This is a genomic window from Streptomyces sp. NBC_01381 (assembly GCF_026340305.1).
Taxonomy (GTDB): Bacteria; Actinomycetota; Actinomycetes; order Streptomycetales; family Streptomycetaceae; genus Streptomyces.
Genome location: NZ_JAPEPI010000002.1, coordinates 2,434,895 through 2,452,317, shown reverse-complemented (window position 1 = coordinate 2,452,317; position 17,423 = coordinate 2,434,895). Strand labels below are relative to the sequence as shown.

The window sequence follows — 17,423 nt, the reverse complement described above, 5'->3', positions numbered from 1 at the left end:
CCCTTCAGTACGGTTCCGTGATGCGTGTCGGAACTTCCGTGCACCCATCCGATCACACCCTGACTCAGCGCACGCGGAAGACCGGCCCACGCGCGGTGAACGGCAGACGGCCACCGGACGGCAGCAGATACGCGTGCTCCCTGCGCACCCGCAGCACATCGCAGTCTCCGTCGGTGATCACCAGGACCGGCGCGGCGGCCGGGAAGTCGTCCGCGCGTTGCAGCAGATCGATGCCGGGCTGCAGCACGGTGCCGCCGCGCCCGCGCACCCGCACCCGCCCCCATAGCCCGAAAGGCATGGGAGGTGCCCCCCTCGCGATCTCCGTGACCGGCAGATAGCCCGCGTCGTGCGGGGCCGCGTCGCAGAAGACCACGCGGGCCGCCGGTACGTCGCGTGCGGTGGCGTACGAGGCGATGGCGCCGAGCGCCTTGCCGAGCAGGACGCGGCTCATGGACCCGGAGGTGTCGAGGACGACGCCGAAGGTGCAGCGGGCGATCTCCTCGGGCGGGTGGTAGCGGCCCGCGCGCGGGATGTCGGGGGTCGAGGCCTGGCGGCGCGAGGGCCGCGCGTAGCTGCGCAGGGGCTCGGGCCGGGGCACGAACTCGTCGAACCAGCGGGCCAGTTGGGCGTCCCACGGCACGGGCGGATGCGCGAGCGCGCGGATCTCCTCGATGAGGCCGCCGGGCAACAGCCCCCGGTCCTGCTGGTGATGCAGCTCGTGCCCCTGCACGAGTCCGCGCCGGTAGAACTCGTCGAGGTCGACATAGTCCCCCACCGGCCCGAGCGGCTCCCCGAGGATGTCGCCGCGCCCTTTGCCGCGCAGCGTCGCCATCCGGCGCATGCGGCGCTGGTCGGCGACGATCCTGTCGTACACCTCCTCGGCGGATAGCCCCGCCAACTCCGGGTCGTACAGCAGCCCTTCGGGCATCTCACCGACGCCCATCTCGCGCAGCCAGCCGTTGATGACGTAATCGGCGGCGACATTGAAGAGATACGGGTCGCGGACGCCCCGCCGATCACCGTGCCGCAGGGCGGCGTGCAGCATCTCGTGGGCGAGGATGAACCGCCACTCCTCGTCGGCGTACCGCTTCAGCGGGTTGATGTAGATCTCCCCGGCGTCGGCGTTGACCGCGGCGACGGAGATGTCATGGGCGCGGGCGAGTTCGGCGTCCGCGACGACCGTCATGCCGGCCGCGATGCCGCCGAGGAGGGGGTAGGAGGACACGAACCAGTTGAGCGCGCGTTCCCAGGGGCGGGTGGGCACGCGCTCGCCCTTCAGCTCGTCACGCCGCCCGCCCGCCACGTCCATGGCGGCGGACACCGTGCGGGTGAGGGCGTGCGCGAAGACGGTCTGCCAGTCCTTGACCGGGCCGTACCAGGCGGGCCAGGGCTCAAGCACCTGGTCGGGGGCGGTGCCGCCGGCGCCGCAGTGCTCGTACTGGGCCGGGATGCCGTCACGCCGCCAGCGCGCGGCGAGCTGCTCCTCGTCGCCGCCGGGGAACTCGGTGGGCAGGTCGTCGGGCGGGCTGCCGACGGGGAACGTCTGCTGGAACCGGTGGACGACCACGCAGCGCGCCGCGATGTCGAACCGGTCCGGCTGCTCGCGCTTGCCCTTGGCGGCGGGGACGTGACCGAAGCCGAGGTGCAGCAGGCAGTGGGAGAGCGCCCAGGCCCATTCGCCGGGGGTGGCGAGGCGGGTGGGGTGGACGTGCACGCAGCCGTCGGAGTCGACGCGGGCGTGGCCTCGCGGGGGCGCGACGCGACAGCCGCTCCGGCAGAAGTCCGCTTCCAGGGAGTCCAGGGCGGGGTTGCTCCGCACCATGGCAAGTCCCTTGAGGTAGGCCTCTGTTGCGGGGTCGGGGCGGGGGTTCTTGTCCTTGCGGGGGCGGGTCATGCGGGGTCACTCCTGGGAAGCTTGCGTGCCGTCATCACCGGCTCCGCCGAGTTCGTCCTCAAACTCCCCCAAGCTCTTAAAGAGCAGGGGGGACCCCCTCGACGGGCTGAAAACTTGACACAGAGTCACCGCCTCGCCTCCACCAACCGCGGCATGTCCCTCGCCGCCTCCACCAGGAACCACGCCGGCAGCAGCGGATTGCCGTCCGCGTCGTCCGCGATGACCGTCTGGGCGACCTCCACCGAGATCTCCGCCAGCTGCACAAGCAACGACTTGGCCCGGTACGCGGTCTGGCGGACGGACGGCGACGCGTGCTCCTTGGCCGCGGGGAGTTCCTTCGCCAGGCGCCCCCGGAAGGACTCCGCGAGGTAGTAGAGGAGGTCCCGCTCCTCCAGGCGATGAGGCCACCCCGCGTCGCCCTTCAGGATCGCGTCGAGCCCGAACCGGCTCCGCACGACCTTGACGTATCCGCAGAAGGCGACCGCGTGCCCCGGCGTCAGCGTCCCGTGCGCGACGACCTTCAGGGTCTCCTCGTCCAGCGTCGGCCCGAACGAGTGCAGCGCGTCGGACAGCATGTGCCAGGACCGGGGCGTGGAGAACGGCTCTTCCGTCTTCGGCGGCTTCGACCACAGGTGGTCGGGCCGGTCGGTCAGGTAGTCCGTGATCCAGGGGTGGATGCCGTGGCCCGCAGCCCACCCCAGCCAGTCCGTCACGGATGCCGAAAGGTGCACATGTGCAAGCCGGTTGACCAGCGCGGACGAGATCGGACGCGCGAGCGCGTTGTCCGTGGCACGGTTGCCCGCGCCGATGACGATCGAGCCCTCGGGCAGTTCGTAGTTGCCGATGCGCCGGTCCAGGATCAGCGAGTAGAACGCCTTCTGGACGTCCGGCGTCGCCGCGTTCAGCTCGTCGAGGAACAGGCAGTACGGCTCGTCCCGCGCGATCGACTCCGGCGGGCAGAACACCGAACGGCCGTCACGGATCTGCGGTACGCCGATGAGGTCCTCAGGAGCCAGCTGCGTACCCAGCAGGCTCACACACTCCAGGCCGAGGGAGTCCGCGAACTTCCGTACCAGGGACGACTTTCCGATGCCGGGCGCGCCCCAGATGAAAACGGGCCGCACCGTGGCGAGCCCGAGCAGCAGCTCGGGAATCCTGGCGGGAGTGACGCTGACAGCAGCCTGCACGCAGGGGCTCCTTGGGGGTGTTCGAGTGGGGCGCGCAGGTGCGCGAGGTCCGGTACGAACAGTGTGTGCGCTGCGCACGTCGGGACGCACGCCATTTTCCGCTCCGCGGACGCCCGTCACACCCCACCGCGTACCACCCCGCACGCCCCCTCAAGGGAGGCGAATGGGGCAGGGCGAGAGCCCTGGTGCGCGCCCGCTATGGCCGGAATGGCAACTGTGCAAGGTTCCGGCGCGGTGACATTTTGAGGCCCCCTCGCGCACGGGACGAGGAATTCACCTCAGGGGGTTTGGCCATGCGCATGAACTACACGGACCGCGGTCCGTCTCCGCTGGAAGCGGAGAAGCCCGGAGCCGCGGGCGACCGTGACTCGACGTTCGGCTGGTGGGGTGCGTTCAGCATCCAGAAGTTCGTCAATCAGTCATCGCTCTTCCACACGCACGCCGATGCCACCGGATGGCTGGCGTACCTCCAGCAGTTCTACGACCGCAACTTCTGGTTCGCGGACGGCGGCGCGCAGGTGTGGGCGTACGAGGAGACGTACGACAACTGGCAGGACCGCTACGGCATGGACGCGGTGGTAGCCGTCTACCACTCGGGCCACGGCGGCATGGACGGGAACGGGGTCTTCTTCGCGCCACTCGGCGCGGTCTGGGACGGCCGCAGCGACGCCGTCTCCAACCGGATGGCGCTGGGCAACGAGAAGGCCAACTACGTCTTCTGGTCCACCTGCACCTCGCTGCGGGTGCTCGGCGGGCACTCCCCGATCCGCACCTGGGCGGGTCCCAACATCGGCTTCCGGATGATCTTCGGGTTCGAGACGGTCAGCATCGACAGCCCGGACTACGGCAAGAAGTTCTGGGAGAAGTGGCGGGCCGGGCAGACCTTCACCGACGCCTGGCTGAACGCGAGTTGGGACATCTACAAGGGCCAGGCGCCCTCGGTCTGCGCGGTCGGCGCCACCCAGGCCGACGCCAACGCCCGCCTCAACGGCGAGCGCACCCTGTACCGCGAGCACGTGCCGGACAACTGGTACGCGTGGCGCTGGTACTACGCGCGCGACACCCTCAGGGAGCCTCTGACGCAGGCGCCCACCAGCCCGCAGATCGTGCAGCTCGCGCCGCGCGACCCGGGCCAGGAGCTCACCAAGATGGGGCAGCTCGCCAACTTCCCGTCGGCGGCGCTGCAAGAGGTGCAGGTCGAGCGGCAGGGCGTGCTCAGCGCCACCTCCGGCGACCGGACCATATCGACCGCGCCGCACGCGGTCCGCTGGGTCAAGCTCGCCGAGGCCAACCACCGCAATCTGCGGCAGCTGCCCACCGAGCGTGCGGTCGAGGCCGCACGCGCGTTCGCCGAGCAGCACGCGGACGGCGCCGAGCTTGTCGTCGACAGCGTGCACGACCTGATGCAGAACTCCGGGGCGAAGGACGGCTCCGAGCTCGGGCAGCCGGTGTCGCTCGAGACCCATGTGACGTTCCGGCAGGTCTTCGACGGCATTCCGGTCATCACTCCGGACCGCGGTCTGATCCGGGTGGCCCTGGACAACGACGCCACCGTCGTCCAGGCGCAGATCTCCACTCGTGAGACCACCGGCACGACGCGCGAGCCGAGCACGGACATCGCGCCGCCGCCCCAGGCCGGCAAGGCGGCCGGCGGCAAGGCGGCCGCCGCGCCGCTGGAGCGCGACCCGCGCAAGGCGCTGGCCGCCGCCCAGCAGAAGCTGCTCGCCGAACTCGCCGCCGTCACGGCCGGCGAGCCCGGCGCCAAGGGCGCCAAGGCTCAGCAGGATCCCCAGGTCAGGGACGTGCCGGGCACGTTCGACGTCGGCTATGAGATCGAGGGCAACGAGGCCTACCCGGCCGCCCGCAAGCTGATCGAGATCGGCCCGCCCGACGGCATGTTCACCACCCGCCGCTGGGTGGTCGCGCCGCTGGCCCGGTAGTCCGGGGCAGGGCCACGACCGACGGGGGTCGGGGAATCAGTGAGTGGCGGTCCGCTTCTTGCGGGCCGCCATCCACGCGTAGACGATGACGCCCGCGAAGAGGAACAGCACGCCCTGGTAGACGGCCGCGTACCCGGACCCGGCGACGAGCCACATGGAGAACCCGCACGCGATGCCCGCGAGGATCCCGTCCCGCACCAGGCGGCCGCGGTTGACCCGCTCGCCCCGACCGGAGATCAGGAAGAAGATCTGCGCGGCGGTGGCCAGGAGGTAGGGCACGGTCGCCGTGAACGTGGTGATCAGGACGAGGGACTCGAAGACGCCGCTGGAACCGGCCGTGTAGTTGTAGACGGTGAGCAGCGAGGCGAGGACGACGGTGACCAGGACGCCGACGGTCGGCACACCGCGCTTCTTCTTGCCGAAGGCGGGCGGGAAGAGCCCGTCCTTGGCGGCCGCGTACGGCGTCTGGGCACTCAGCAGCGTCCAGCCGTTGAGGGCGCCGAGGATCGACACGACCGCCGCGCAGGCGACCGCGATACCGCCCCATGACCCGCCGAACATGACGTTGACGGCGTCCGAGAACGGCGCGGTGGAGCCGACGAGCTTGTCGTGGGCGACGGTGCCGAAGACGGCCAGGGTGCCGAGCAGATAGACGAGGGCGGCGCCCAGCGTGCCGAGGATGGTGGCGCGCCCGACGTTGCGCCGCGGATCGCGCACCTCGCCGGCGCTGACGGCGGCCGACTCGACGCCCAGGTAGGAGAAGAGCAGGATCGCGGCGGACGCGGAGACGGCGCCGACCGGGCTGTCGTCGCTCGCCTGGAAGGGCCCGAGGTTGCCGCTGTCGAAGAAGAAGAGTCCGCCGACGGCGACGAGGAGCAGCGGCAGGAACTTCAGGACGGTGGCGACGACCTGGACCGCGCCGACGTACCGGGTGCCCGCGAAGTTCGCGAGCGCGGGGAGCAGTTGAAGGACCAGGGCGGCCAGGCAGGCGGTCCACTTGTGGTCGTCGACCGGTATCAGGACGTCCAGATAGCCGACGGCCGCGACGGCGAGCGCCGCGTTCGACACCCAGGCGGTGGCCCAGTAGGACCAGGCCGAGAGGAATCCGGCGAAGTCGCCGAACGCCTCACGCGCGTAGACGTAGGGTCCGCCGGTGCGCGGATCGCGCCGGGCGAGCCGCCCGAAGACGAGCGCGAGGGCAATCGCACCCGCGGTCAGGACGGCGAACGCGACGAGGCTGATGGTGCCGAAGGGGGCGACGGAGGCCGGGAGCAGGAAGATGCCGCCGCCGATGATGTTGCCCATGACGAGGCAGGTGGCGATCGGCAGTCCGAAGCGCCGAGCGTGCCTGCTCTGCTCTTCGTGCTGTTCTTCCTGGTCGGGGGCCGGAGCCGGCAGAGTCGCGGTTCCGGTGTCGTGCATGGGGTGGTGCCTCTCGTCGTGCGGGGCGCCCGGGATCGCCGGGCGCGAGCCCATGGTCGGGCACGACGCGATGCGCTCAAAATCAGTGTGTTTTGTCCTGTACGGAACCATCGGTGACCGCAAAAGCTGTGCCGCCGGGGCCCCCGCGCGGGGAATCGTCCGGGACCCCCGTACCCCCTCCCACCAGCGGAATCTCCGGCCCTTGGGACTCCCCCAGCCAGCGTCGCAGTACGTCGTGGACCTGCTCGGCCCCGACGAGTTCACGGCCGTCCTCCAGCGGCGCGGACAGGCTGAGCGGCGAGAGCAGGAAGGGGTGGCCCTGGGTGCCGCCGAGCCCGCCGTGCGAGCCGATCTGCTCCTCGAACGCGAGCACTTCGCCCTCCTGGGGGTCGTACCAGGAGTTGACCATGATGTCGGCGGTGTGCGGGAAGCCGTCGGTGCGGCGCACGGCGTCGGCGGCACCGGGCCCGAAGTCGGCGAGCGGCCCGAGGTCGCCCGGCTCCTCGTCGAGGTACACCTCGCTGCCGCGCGCGCCCAGGACGAGCGGGCCGCGCTCCTGACTGCGTACGAGGACGAAGCCGACGCCCGGGTGGTTGGCGAGGGTCGGCAGGAGCGCCGGGTGGCGCAGGTCGATCTCCTCGCGGGTCATGCGGTGCGGGACGTCGGGGAAGGAGACCAGGCCGAGGTTGCCGGAGGCGAGCACGATGGGCTCGGCGCGGCGGGCGGGCAGGTGCTCGCCGGCGCCCTCCTCGACGGGGCGGCGCAGCGCGGCGCGCGCCGTGGAGCGGGCCTCGGCGCCACTGTGCGTGCGCTGCGCCCTGCGCGGCACGGGAAGCCCGCAGCCCGCCCTGACCAGGGCGCCGAGGGTGAGGCCGTAGCGGGCGTGGAAGGTCTCGCCGGGGCTCTGGCCGTGGTCGGACAGGAGCACGATGCGGTAGGCGCGCGGGGCGTGTTCGGCGACCTTGGCGATCAGCGCGATGGACCGGTCGAGGCGCTGCAGGACCTTCTCCGCGTCGCCGCTGACGGGCCCGGAGTGATGGGCCACTTCGTCGTACGCGACGAGGTCTGCGTAGACCGAGCTGCGCCCGGCGAGCATGTCCCCTATGACGGCGGCGACCACGACGTCACGCTCGACGACGGTCGCGAAGGCCCGGATGAAGGGGTAGAGCCCGCCCCGGTTCACCCGCGGGCGGCGCATCCTGACCCGGGCGGCGGTCGACTGGCCGATCTCGCGGAAGACCTCGGCGATGAAGGAGAGCGCGGTGCGGACCGCGTTGGCGGGGTCGGAGAAATAGGCGAAGTACCCGGAGCGTGAGCGGTTCTCCTTGCCGCGCCTGGCGGCGATGGAGAGCACGAGCGCGAGCTGCTCGGCTCCGCCGCTGAAGAGATTGCCGCGGCTCGCCCCGTCGACGGTGAGCAGGCCGCCGTCGCCGGTGCGCTCGATGGCGCGGCGCTGCAGTTCCGCGGCGGACGCGGGGCGGTTGGAGACCATCACCTCGCCCGTGTCCTTCTCGTACCAACGGAAGGCGGGGACGTCTTCGTTGGAGCCGTGCAGGATGCCGAGCTGGCTTGCGCCTGTCTGGCTCGACCAGTCGGTGCGCCAGGGGGTGAGCCGGTGGCTCGCCCGCCCGCCGTCCCGCCCGAGCCAGCCGGCGACGGTCGGCATGAGCCCCTTCTCCACGGCGTCACGCAGGACGTCGTGGCCGACCCCGTCGAGCTGGAGGAAGACGGTGCCCGGCGGCGTGGGCCCGGAGAGGCCCTCGACGACGCGGTGGCGACGGCGGTCGGCGAGCCGGTAGAGGCGTCTGCGGTAGGCGTCGTCGTCACGGACGGCGAGCGCACCTCCGGTGGCGGAGGCGACGGCGGACATCACGGCGGCGACGACCACGGCGGTCTCGGGGTTGGCCTCACCGCGGCCGTCCGGGATCAGCCGCAGGGCAAGGAGCAGCAGCGAACCGTTGAGGAAGAAGGCGAGCAGACCGAGCACCAGGGCGGGGACGAGCAGCAGCGCCCGCACGAGGACGGGCCACACCAGCGCGGAGAGCAGACCGAAGGCACCGGCGCCCAGGGCCGCGGTGACGGCGATGCGGGTGGCGCTGTCACCGTCCGCGGACTGCAGCTGGAAGTCGGGCAGGATCCCGGCCAGGGCGAGCATGGTGAGCGTACTGACGATCCATACGGCGACGGACCGCCACACCGCACTCCCGACCGCCCGCCATCGCCCTCGCCCCACGCCACGCCGCCTCACGTTTCATGACAGAACCGGACACCAGCGTGTCATACGGCGCCGACCGCAGGCCGAACCAGCGAGGTCAACGGCCGTCGTACCCCGCGGTGGGCATGGACAACCGCCGGTGGACACACGCCTTCATCACCGCGTCGTACGCCGGTTCCGCGAGGCCCGCCGTCTCGATCCGCACCCCGCGCCGCCCGCACTCCGCGGTGAACTCGTCGGCGGAACGCAGCGCGAGGTCCAGGACGCGGCGGCTGGGCACGACGAAGAGGTCCACGAGGCCCGCGTCGATGTCGGCCCACAGGACGGCGTGGTCGGCGGGCAGGCCCCGGACGACGAGTTCGCGGGTGACGACGTACCCACGGGCCGCGGCCCACCGCGCGCACATCGCGTGCTGGCTGCGGGAGTCCACCAGGAAGGGGTCGACATCCAGCTCCTCCAGAGGCGTCAGGCTCGCGATCGACGTGACCCGCATCCCGCCCACGTCTGCCGTGTCTGCCATCGCGTCCCCCTCACCTCTGTCGTCAGTTGTCGTCAGCCGAAGACCCTACTCCTGGCCGTAGGCTCGTAAACAGTCGTGCGGAGGAGGAACCGGAGTGCCGGTGGAGATCACCTGGTGGGGTCACGCCACCTGCACGATCGAGGACTCGGGCCTGCGGGTGCTGACGGACCCGCTGTTCGCCCGCCGCCTCGCCCATCTGCGCCGCCGCAGGGGCGCGCTGCCGCCCCCGGACGCGGCCGTCGCCGACGCGGTGCTCGTCTCTCATCTGCACGCCGACCATCTGCATCTGCCCTCGCTCGCGAGCATCGCGCCCGGCACCCGCGTGCTGCTGCCGCGCGGCGCCCCCGGCGCGGTGCCCGGACTCTCCCGCAGGCTCTCCCACCTGCGTCTCGTCGAGGTCGTGCCCGGCGACGAGGTGCGGGTCGGCGATCTCGTCGTCCGCGTGGTGTCCGCGCTGCACGACGGGCGGCGGCTGCCCGTCGGACCGCACCGTGCGCCCGCGCTCGGGTTCGTGGTGGGCGGTGAGTCGCGGACGTACTTCGCCGGGGACACCGGCCTGTTCGACTCGATGGCCGACGAGGTCGGGGACGTCGACGTGGCACTGCTGCCCGTCGGCGGCTGGGGCCCGCATCTGGGCCACGGACATCTCGACGCGGCGCGCGCCGCCGTAGCGCTGGCCAGGATCGCGCCCCGCAGCGCGGTGCCGGTGCACTACGGAACGTACTGGCCGATCGGCATGGACGCGGTGCGCCCGCATGAATTCCACGCGCCGGGCGAGGAGTTCGTGCGCCATGCGGCGCGGCTCGCACCCGAGGTGGCGGTGCACCGGCTCGGCCACGGCGAGAGCGTGCGGCCCGAGGTCACCAAGGGGGAGCCCCAGTGATCCTCGCGCAGGCGGCCCAGGTGCCGCCGGAGTCGACGCAGCAGGCGGTGGGCTATCCGTCGCTGTTCCTGCTCATCGTGCTCGGCGCGCTGGTGCCGGTGGTGCCCACGGGAGCCCTGGTCAGCTCGGCCGCCGTGGTGGCCTTCCACCAGACGGCGCCGTTCGCGCTGCTCATGGTGTTCGGGGTCTCGGCGCTCGCCGCGTTCCTCGGGGACCTCGCCCTGTACTGGCTCGGTCAGCGCGGCATGGGGTCGAAGAACGGTTCGCGCTGGCTCGCGGCGATCCGCGACCGCGCGCCCGAGGACCGCCTCGAACAGGCCCAGGCCAAGCTCGCGGCCCACGGCGTGCTGGTCCTCGTCCTGTCCCGTCTCGTCCCGGCAGGGCGGATCCCCGTGATGCTGGCGTGCCTGATGGCGAAGATGCCGCTGCGCGAGTTCGCCCGCGGCGACGTACCCGCCTGCCTGGCCTGGGCCCTGACGTACCAGCTGATCGGCATTCTCGGCGGCTCGCTCTTCGAGAAGCCGTGGCAGGGCGTGGCGGTGGCGGTGGGTCTGACGGTGCTGATCAGCGTGGCGCCGACGGTGTGGCGCAAGGTCCGGCGTACGGCGGCTTGAGCGCTGCGGGCGGACGAAGCGCCCCGTAAGGGGCGCGGGGCTGTGACATCTGCGGCTCCGCCGCGTGGGCGCGACAAGCCACGACGGCACCCGCAGACGAACCCTCAACTAAGACCGCGAGTCCCCATCAAGCACACGGGACGCCCCCACCGCCAGATCCCACAGATCCGCACGATCCCGCCCTGCCGCCTCCCAGGCGCCCCGCACCCGCGTCAGCGGCTCCAGCACCGGCTCACCGGACAGGAGAAACGTCCCCCAGTGCATCGGCGCAAGCCGCCTCGCGCCGACTTCGGCCGCAGCCAGCACCGCCTCCTCGGGATCACAGTGGACGTCCCTCAGCCACCACCGGGGGTGATACGCGCCGATCGGAAGCAGCGCAAGGTCGATGCCGGGATACCGCGCGCCGATCCGCTCGAACCAGTGCCCGTACCCGGTGTCGCCCGCGAAATAGATCCGCTGCCCCTCAGCGTCGGTGAGTACCCAGCCGCCCCAGAGGGTGCGACAGGTGTCGACGAGGCTCCGCTTGGACCAGTGGTGCGCCGGTACGAAGTCGAAGCGCACCCCGGCCAGTTCGGCGGCCTCCCACCAGTCGAGCTCGGTGACCTGGCCGAAGCGGCGGCGGGTGAACCAGCGGCCGAGCCCGGCGGGCACGAACACCGGGGTGTCCCTGGGCAGCCGGGCGAGGGTCGGGGCGTCCAGGTGGTCGTAGTGGTTGTGGCTGATGACGACCGCGTCGACGCGCGGCAGCGCGCTCCAGGCCACGCCCGCGGGGGTGACACGGGCCGGCGTGCCGAGGATCTTGCGGGACCAGACGGGGTCGGTGAGGACGGTGAGCCCGCCGATCCGGATGACCCAACTGGCGTGCCCCACCCAGGTGACGGCGACGGTACGGGTGTCGACGCGGGGCAGCGGCCCCGGCTCGAAGGGCAGCCGCTGGATGTCGGCGAGGCCTTCGGGAGTGGGCCGCAGCGAGCCCTCACGGGCGAACCGGGCCAGGGCCCGCAGCCCCGGCAGCGGCGCGGTCAGCCGGTCCGCGAACGACTTGGGCCACAGACGCGCCCCGCCGGGGGTGCGCGGCGGGGCGAGGGGGGCTGGGGCGGGGACAGGGAGGGCGGGGCCCCCGCCCGCCGGCCGCGTCTTCTGTGTGACCCGTACGGCGTGCTCTGCCTGCCCTGCCCGCTGCGTCTGCTCTGCCTGGTCTGACTGCTGCGTCTGCTCTGCCTGCTGCGTCTGTTGCGTCACCGAGGAGGCTCCATTCGCCGTGTTGCTGCGCGGAGATCGTCAAAGGCCGACCCGAACATGCTCAACGCCCGTTCCACATGCGGCAATTCCAGCGCGTCCGGTGTGGTGAGGGACTCCATGCGCTCCTGCTGGGTTGAACCGAGCAGCGGACCGGTGGACAGACGTACCCGCAGCGCCCCGAGGTCGTCGCCGAAGCGGTGGCCGCCGGGGGCGGGCATGCCGAGCCGTTCGCCGAGGAAGTCCTCCAGGTCCTGCGAGTCGCCGACGCCGTGGGCGGTGAGGGCGGAACGCAGCGGGCCTAGGTCCACGTAGAGGTGGCGCCCCGCCCGCGGAGGCCTGGCGAGCGCACCCGCGACGACCACCCTGTGCAGCACGGCGCCGGCCACGCGCGCGTGCAGGCGGTTGGCGCGGACGAGGCGTTCGGAGACTTCGTCCGGTTCGCCCATCGCGTACGTCGCCGCCGCGGCGGCCGGTGCCGCGAGGAGCGCGCCGAGCGCGGTGAGGACGTCGAGGGTGCGGGCACGCAGCGCGGTGCCGCGCGCGGTGGCGGGGAACCGGGCGACCGCGGCGGGCAGGGCCGGCGGCAGAAACGCGCCCGACAGGTCGGTCAGGACGGTCACCCGGTCGGGGGCCATCTCGGCGGGGCCGATGAGGACGGTCTCGTGCGGGCGGTGCAGGGTGTCGCGCCAGGTCTCGTCGCTGACGATGTGCAGGCCCTCGTCCACGGCCGCTTCCACGGCCTCGTGCAGCACTTCAGGGGGCGGCACGGTGGCGGTCGGGTCGTCGGCGACGGATAGGACCAGGAGGCGTGGGGTGCCGCCTTCGTCGCGGATACGGCGGACGGTCTCCAGGAGGGCGTACGGGTCGGGGACGCCGCCGCATTCGGCGGGCGTCGGCACGTGGTAGACCGCGCGGCCGAGCAGCCGCGCCTGCGGGGCCCACCAGGCGGGGCAGGGGCGGGGCAGCAGGACCTCGCCGGAGCCGAGTGCGGCGGTCAGGGCGAGGAGGAGGGGCGGGGCGCCGGGGGCGGCGACGACGTGGCCCCGCTCGGCGGCGAGGCCGCGTCTGGCCCAGTAGCCGCTTGCCGCTTCGCGGAGGGCGGGGCCGCCGCCGGGGGGTTCGGCGTGGGCGTCGCCTGCGGCTGCGGTGAGCACGGCGGTGAGCTCGGGCAGAACGGGGAGCCCCGCCTCCGGCAACGGCGGCCCGTACCGAACCGGGCCACGTCCCTCGGCTTCCGTCCGCATACGTCCATCAGAGCGCGCGGGGGCGTCCCTCGCCCGGCGGTGGGCTCCGCCTGGGTGAGTTTCCTTTCCCCAACCCCACCCCTACCCGAATCCTTTCCGGCTCCGCCGGCCGCGAGGTGACCGCAGATCACCGCCTTCGGCGAGTTCGTCCTCAAACGCCGGACGGGCTGAAAGACCTACCGACGGGGTGGGCGGGCAGCTGCCGGGCAATCGGGTGGGCGGGCGGGAAAGCTTTCGCCGCGAAGCGGCGGTACGGCGGCGCGGCCGACGACGGCGTGTCGGCAGGCTGGGACCGCTGCGGGGCAATCGGGTGGGTGGGCGGGAAAGATCCGCCGCGAAGCGGCGGTCCTGAGCGGGGCCCGGGGCGGAGCCGCGAAGACTCACCCGGCAGCCAGACCCTCCAGCTCCCGCTCAACCCCCCGCCCCCGCGTCCGCACAAGCCCCGCCGCCACCTCCGCCACCCGCCGATTCGAGCCCTGCGAGACCCTGCGGAGGACGTCGAAGGCCTCCTCCGCCCCGCAGCCGAGCACATGCATCACGATGCCGCAGGCCTGATCCACCACCGGCCGCGTCCGCAGCGCCTCCCCCAGCTGATCGACCTCGCTCAGCGCCGCCCGGTACCGCCGGTCGCGGACAAGACCCGCCGTCGCCAGGTCACCGAGCACCCGCACGGGCCCGTGCCGCGCGCCGTCCAGCGTGCCGGGGCGGAAGCTGAACAGGGTCAGGGTCACCGTGAGCCCCGAGCGCTGGAACGGCAGCGTCACACTCGCGCGTACGCCGGAGTCGAGTGCCATGGCGCGATACTCGGGCCACCGCTCGTCCCGCAAGAGGTCACCGGAGTCCACCGGAGCCCCGCGTTCCCGCGCGGCCGGTATGGGCCCCACGCCGGAGCGCAACTGGACGGAGACGAGTCCGGCGAGGTCGGGATGGGTCACCGCACCGGGCTGCTCGCCACCGCTGTCGGTGACCGTCGCACCCGCCCCACAACAGGCTGCCGTACAGCGCACGGCCTGCTCGGCGAGTTCCGAGAGCCTGCGCCCGGGCAGCGCGGATTCCGGTCCGTCCAGTTCCGGTTCGGGCAGCAGGGACATGGCGGATTCCTCCTCTGACTCCCTTTTCGCCTGCCCGCACGCCCCTCCGGAAAACCGCCGCAGCCACTACGTTCGACGCATGTCCCAGACGGAGGAGTTCGGCGAGGAGCTCGCGGACTTCGTGCGCCGCGTCGCCGAGTTGAAGTCGGCCCGTTCCGTCCCGGCGGGCGACCTCGGCACGGTGCTCGACGCGGCGATCTTCGAACTCGACCATGTGGCCGAGCAGTTGCGCCCCGCCTACGAGCGGCTCGCGGCCGACGGGCAGCTCGGCGGAGGCCGCTCCCCCGACCGCGACGAACAGCGGCTGCTTCGGGCGATCTTCCAGCGGCTGCCGCTGCCCGTCGCGTTGGTCGACCGGGAGTCGGTGGTCCGGCGGCTCAACTTCGCGGCGACCGGTTTCACGGGCGTACGCGCGGGCTATGCGACCGGCAGGCCGCTCACCGGTTTCCTGCTGCACGCCGACCGGGTGGCGTTCCGTTCGCAGACGGCGGCGGTCGCACGCGGCGAGGGCGACCGCAGCCTCACCGTCCACCTCCAGCGGATGCCGCACGCCCCGGTCCGCGCGACGCTCGCCGCACTGCGGCCGGGGACCGAGCCGCGTACGGCGGTCCTTGTGGTGCTGCAGCCGCAGACGCATCCGATGGACGGCGCGCGCCCGCAGGATGCGGGCCCGCAGGGCGCCGTGCCCGACCTGCGCGAGGCGACCCGGCACGCGGCGCTCCTCGACCTCGCGGACGCCATGACGGCCACCCTGCTGACCGCCCCGGCCGGGGACCGTGCGGCCGTCCTGGAGCGGGCGGCCGGGGTGCTGCACGGGCGGTTCGCCGACTGGGTGATCGCCGACGAAGGGGCCGCGCACCAGCGGCGTACGACCGTGCTCGGCCCGAACGGCGCCCCGGTCGACGACGTCTTCGCACAGGCGCCCGCCGCATGCCCCCTGGTGGTCGAGGCGGCGCGCGGCGGGGCGCCCGTGCTGCAGGTACGCCCGGAGGACCCGGACGCCTTCGGCAGGGACGCGTCCGGCGCCCCCGTCCTCGTACGCGCCCAGGTGACGTCCCTGCTGTGCGTGCCGCTGAGCTCGCGCACGGACGGCCCGGTGGAGGGCGTCCTGACGCTTTTCAGAAGCGGGGCGCGGCGCGCCTTCTCGATGGCCGAGGCGCAGGCCGTCGATGTGATGTCACGTCATATCGCGCTCGCCCTGCGGCGCCCCGGCTGAGCCGGCGGCCCCCACGCGTCAGGCTGCGTCCCGCATGACCTGGTCGCGAAGCCGGTCGCAGCAGCGGCTGATCAGGCGTGAGACGTGCATCTGGGAGATGCCGAGCCGTTCCGCGATGCGGCTCTGCGTCATGTCGCCGAAGAAGCGCATGTAGAGGATGTCGCGTTCGCGCTCCGGCAGCGCCGCGATGCGTGGTTTGACGGCCTCCCGGTCGACGACGACATCGAGGGCGGGGTCGGGTCCGCCGAGCACGTCCCGCAGCGCGTATCCGTCCTCGCTGCCCGGGAGTTCGGCGTCCAGGGAGAGCGCGGTGAAGCTGTCGAGCGCTTCGAGTCCGGCGGCCGCGTCCTCCTCGGACAGCTGGGCCCGCTCGGCGATCTCGGCGAGGGTCGGCGCGCGTCCGGGGACGGTCTGGGTCAGGTCCTGCCGGGCGAACCGCACACGGTTGCGCAAGTCCTGTACGCGGCGCGGCACATGGAGGGTCCACATGTGGTCGCGGAAGTGGCGCTTGATCTCGCCGGTGACGGTCGGCACGGCGTAGCTCTCGAAGGCGCTGCCGCGCTCCGGGTCGTACCGGTCGACGGCCTTGACCAGGCCGAGGGCCGCGACCTGGCGCAGGTCGTCGAGGGATTCGCCGCGGTTGCGGAACCGTCCCGCGAGCCGCTCGGCCATGGGCAGCCAGGCGCTGACCAACTCCTCGCGCAGGGCGTCGCGTTCGGGGCCGTGCGGCAGTTCGGTGAGCCTGCGGAAGGCGGTCGCGGTGTCGGGGGCGTCGTCGTGCGGGTGGCCCTTCGCGAGCGGTGTGTCGGATCGCATGATGCGTCGCAACTCCCTTGTCGGTGCCTTGGGTTGAAGAGTCACCGTGGGATGCGCGCAGCCGCGTCGGGACACACCCGGGGCGCGCGAGCCGCTCCCACGGACGTGCCTCCGGTCCGAAGCACTGTTGGTTCTCGCCTGCCCCACGCCACGCGGGACAAACACACCGGCGGTCACGGGCGGCGCCCCGCGGGAGTGTGCGCCGCCCGGCCGCGTCACAGTGCGCGGCGTACGGCGTCCGCCTCGTCGGGGTCGGCGGCGTTCCCGACGGTCCCGACTGTTCCGGCGTTCTCGACGGACGGCAGCATCCACTCCTCGTACCGGCCCAATGCCAGGACGATGCCCAGCATCAACACCGGTATGAACACAGCGAGAACCGCCATGACTCCTTCTTTCCCAGCATGCCCGTGGGGGGTGTCGTCGGCCGGGTCTCCCCACTTCTGCCGGGCAAACCCGAATGGACCGGCCGGATGCGGGTACTGCGGGCGGAACGATGCATCCGCGCAGGGAAGGGCTGCTCGCCATGGCTGATTTCGTCAGGGACGTCATGACACCGGGCGTCGCGGCGGTTCACCCCGACGCCTCGCTGGTGGAAGCCGCGCAGGTGATGCGCGCTCAGGACATCGGGCATGTCCTGGTGGCCATGGACGGCCAGGTGCTCGGCGTGCTCACCGACCGCGACATCGCGCTGCGTGCCGTCGCCGACGGCGCCGATCCGCTCACGGTCAGCGCGCACGCCGTGTGCACCCCGAACCCGGTGGTGGTCACGCCGGACGACGCGGTGTCGGCGGCGGTGAGCCTGATGCGCGAGATCGCCGTGCGCAGGCTGCCGGTCGTGGAGGACGGGCAGCCGGTGGGGATGGTGTTCCTCGGCGATCTGGCGCCCGCGGTCTGAGGTGATCTCGCGCCCGCGGTCTGACCCGGCCGGGCGGTGGCCCGGCCGGGAAGGGTGCGGATCCGGTCGCACGGGGGGAGCGACCGGACCCGCGGCACGGGGCCGGCCCGGCGTGTGAAGCCGGGCCGGTTCGCCGGGGGTCCGTCACGGTCGTGCCCTAGGGGCGGGCTATGGACCCTCGGACGGCGACCGGCCCAGCCGACGACAGGTGAAACGATAATTCAGTGCGGGCGCGGCCACGATC

15 protein-coding genes are annotated in these 17,423 nt (G+C 72.5%); 5 read left to right on the top strand and 10 right to left on the bottom strand.

Features of this window, described 5'->3' with window-relative positions:
- Positions 1 to 64 precede the first annotated feature (64 nt).
- Positions 65 to 1,894 (bottom strand): hypothetical protein, encoded by a 1,830-nt coding sequence (locus OG453_RS32580; RefSeq protein WP_266872140.1) that lies wholly within the window; start codon positions 1,892 to 1,894, stop codon positions 65 to 67.
- 125 nt (positions 1,895 to 2,019) lie between these two features.
- Positions 2,020 to 3,081 (bottom strand): ATP-binding protein, encoded by a 1,062-nt coding sequence (locus OG453_RS32575; RefSeq protein ID WP_266872139.1) that lies wholly within the window; start codon positions 3,079 to 3,081, stop codon positions 2,020 to 2,022.
- Between the two features lie 293 nt (positions 3,082 to 3,374).
- Between OG453_RS32575 and OG453_RS32570 the strand changes: the two genes are divergently transcribed.
- Positions 3,375 to 5,021, top strand: coding sequence for a DUF6345 domain-containing protein (locus OG453_RS32570; RefSeq protein ID WP_266872138.1), 1,647 nt, complete (start codon positions 3,375 to 3,377; stop codon positions 5,019 to 5,021).
- Positions 5,022 to 5,057: 36 nt separating this feature from the next.
- Here the strand turns inward: OG453_RS32570 and OG453_RS32565 are convergent, their stop codons facing one another.
- The 3 genes from OG453_RS32565 to OG453_RS32555 all read right to left on the bottom strand — a co-directional run bounded on the left by OG453_RS32565 (position 5,058) and on the right by OG453_RS32555 (position 9,178).
- Complete coding sequence (locus OG453_RS32565) at positions 5,058 to 6,443, bottom strand: amino acid permease (protein ID WP_266872137.1); 1,386 nt, start codon at positions 6,441 to 6,443, stop codon at positions 5,058 to 5,060.
- Positions 6,444 to 6,525: 82 nt separating this feature from the next.
- The gene (locus tag OG453_RS32560) at positions 6,526 to 8,676 is read right to left on the bottom strand and encodes a phage holin family protein (RefSeq protein WP_266872136.1); all 2,151 of its coding nucleotides are present in this window, start codon (positions 8,674 to 8,676) and stop codon (positions 6,526 to 6,528) included.
- A gap of 79 nt (positions 8,677 to 8,755) precedes the next feature.
- Positions 8,756 to 9,178 (bottom strand): hypothetical protein, encoded by a 423-nt coding sequence (locus OG453_RS32555; RefSeq protein ID WP_266872135.1) that lies wholly within the window; start codon positions 9,176 to 9,178, stop codon positions 8,756 to 8,758.
- Between the two features lie 94 nt (positions 9,179 to 9,272).
- On the opposite strand from OG453_RS32555, the gene OG453_RS32550 reads away from it, so the two are divergent.
- Together OG453_RS32550 and OG453_RS32545 are read left to right on the top strand one after the other, a co-directional pair.
- Positions 9,273 to 10,061 carry an MBL fold metallo-hydrolase gene (locus OG453_RS32550; RefSeq protein ID WP_266872134.1) on the top strand — a complete coding sequence of 263 codons (789 nt, stop codon included), beginning with the start codon at positions 9,273 to 9,275 and terminating at the stop codon, positions 10,059 to 10,061.
- Positions 10,058 to 10,675 carry a DedA family protein gene (locus OG453_RS32545; RefSeq protein ID WP_266872133.1) on the top strand — a complete coding sequence of 206 codons (618 nt, stop codon included), beginning with the start codon at positions 10,058 to 10,060 and terminating at the stop codon, positions 10,673 to 10,675. The genes OG453_RS32550 and OG453_RS32545 overlap by 4 nt, the downstream gene beginning before the upstream one ends.
- A gap of 108 nt (positions 10,676 to 10,783) precedes the next feature.
- On the opposite strand, the gene OG453_RS32540 is transcribed toward OG453_RS32545, so the two are convergent.
- From OG453_RS32540 to OG453_RS32530, 3 genes are all read right to left on the bottom strand, one after another.
- Positions 10,784 to 11,917: an MBL fold metallo-hydrolase gene (locus OG453_RS32540; protein WP_266872132.1), complete on the bottom strand. Its 1,134-nt coding sequence runs from the start codon at positions 11,915 to 11,917 to the stop codon at positions 10,784 to 10,786.
- Positions 11,914 to 13,161, bottom strand: a complete 1,248-nt coding sequence (locus OG453_RS32535; RefSeq protein WP_266872131.1) for an aminotransferase class I/II-fold pyridoxal phosphate-dependent enzyme — start codon at positions 13,159 to 13,161, stop codon at positions 11,914 to 11,916. Before OG453_RS32535 ends, OG453_RS32540 begins: the two co-directional genes overlap by 4 nt.
- A 380-nt stretch (positions 13,162 to 13,541) precedes the next feature.
- The gene (locus OG453_RS32530) at positions 13,542 to 14,252 is read right to left on the bottom strand and encodes an ANTAR domain-containing response regulator (protein ID WP_266872130.1); all 711 of its coding nucleotides are present in this window, start codon (positions 14,250 to 14,252) and stop codon (positions 13,542 to 13,544) included.
- Between the two features lie 79 nt (positions 14,253 to 14,331).
- Between OG453_RS32530 and OG453_RS32525 the strand changes: the two genes are divergently transcribed.
- Complete coding sequence (locus OG453_RS32525) at positions 14,332 to 15,468, top strand: PAS domain-containing protein (protein ID WP_266872129.1); 1,137 nt, start codon at positions 14,332 to 14,334, stop codon at positions 15,466 to 15,468.
- A gap of 18 nt (positions 15,469 to 15,486) precedes the next feature.
- Here OG453_RS32525 and OG453_RS32520 read toward each other — a convergent pair whose 3' ends face one another.
- Positions 15,487 to 16,284 (bottom strand): RNA polymerase sigma factor SigF, encoded by a 798-nt coding sequence (locus tag OG453_RS32520; protein WP_266872128.1) that lies wholly within the window; start codon positions 16,282 to 16,284, stop codon positions 15,487 to 15,489.
- Between the two features lie 215 nt (positions 16,285 to 16,499).
- Positions 16,500 to 16,667, bottom strand: a complete 168-nt coding sequence (locus OG453_RS32515; RefSeq protein ID WP_266872127.1) for a hypothetical protein — start codon at positions 16,665 to 16,667, stop codon at positions 16,500 to 16,502.
- Positions 16,668 to 16,807: 140 nt separating this feature from the next.
- On the opposite strand from OG453_RS32515, the gene OG453_RS32510 reads away from it, so the two are divergent.
- Positions 16,808 to 17,179 carry a CBS domain-containing protein gene (locus tag OG453_RS32510; protein ID WP_266872126.1) on the top strand — a complete coding sequence of 124 codons (372 nt, stop codon included), beginning with the start codon at positions 16,808 to 16,810 and terminating at the stop codon, positions 17,177 to 17,179.
- Positions 17,180 to 17,423 lie beyond the last annotated feature (244 nt).

Bases quoted from the DNA above. Each gene is read 5' to 3' on its own strand.
- OG453_RS32565 (WP_266872137.1), bottom strand. From the start codon at position 6,443: ATGCACGACACCGGAACCGCGACTCTGCCGGCTCCGGCCCCCGACCAG.
- OG453_RS32515 (WP_266872127.1), bottom strand. From the start codon at position 16,667: ATGGCGGTTCTCGCTGTGTTCATACCGGTGTTGATGCTGGGCATCGTC.
- OG453_RS32535 (WP_266872131.1), bottom strand. From the start codon at position 13,161: ATGCGGACGGAAGCCGAGGGACGTGGCCCGGTTCGGTACGGGCCGCCG.
- OG453_RS32525 (WP_266872129.1), top strand. From the start codon at position 14,332: ATGTCCCAGACGGAGGAGTTCGGCGAGGAGCTCGCGGACTTCGTGCGC.
- OG453_RS32580 (WP_266872140.1), bottom strand. From the start codon at position 1,894: ATGACCCGCCCCCGCAAGGACAAGAACCCCCGCCCCGACCCCGCAACA.
- OG453_RS32520 (WP_266872128.1), bottom strand. From the start codon at position 16,284: ATGCGATCCGACACACCGCTCGCGAAGGGCCACCCGCACGACGACGCC.
- OG453_RS32510 (WP_266872126.1), top strand. From the start codon at position 16,808: ATGGCTGATTTCGTCAGGGACGTCATGACACCGGGCGTCGCGGCGGTT.
- OG453_RS32530 (WP_266872130.1), bottom strand. From the start codon at position 14,252: ATGTCCCTGCTGCCCGAACCGGAACTGGACGGACCGGAATCCGCGCTG.
- OG453_RS32555 (WP_266872135.1), bottom strand. From the start codon at position 9,178: ATGGCAGACACGGCAGACGTGGGCGGGATGCGGGTCACGTCGATCGCG.
- OG453_RS32570 (WP_266872138.1), top strand. From the start codon at position 3,375: ATGCGCATGAACTACACGGACCGCGGTCCGTCTCCGCTGGAAGCGGAG.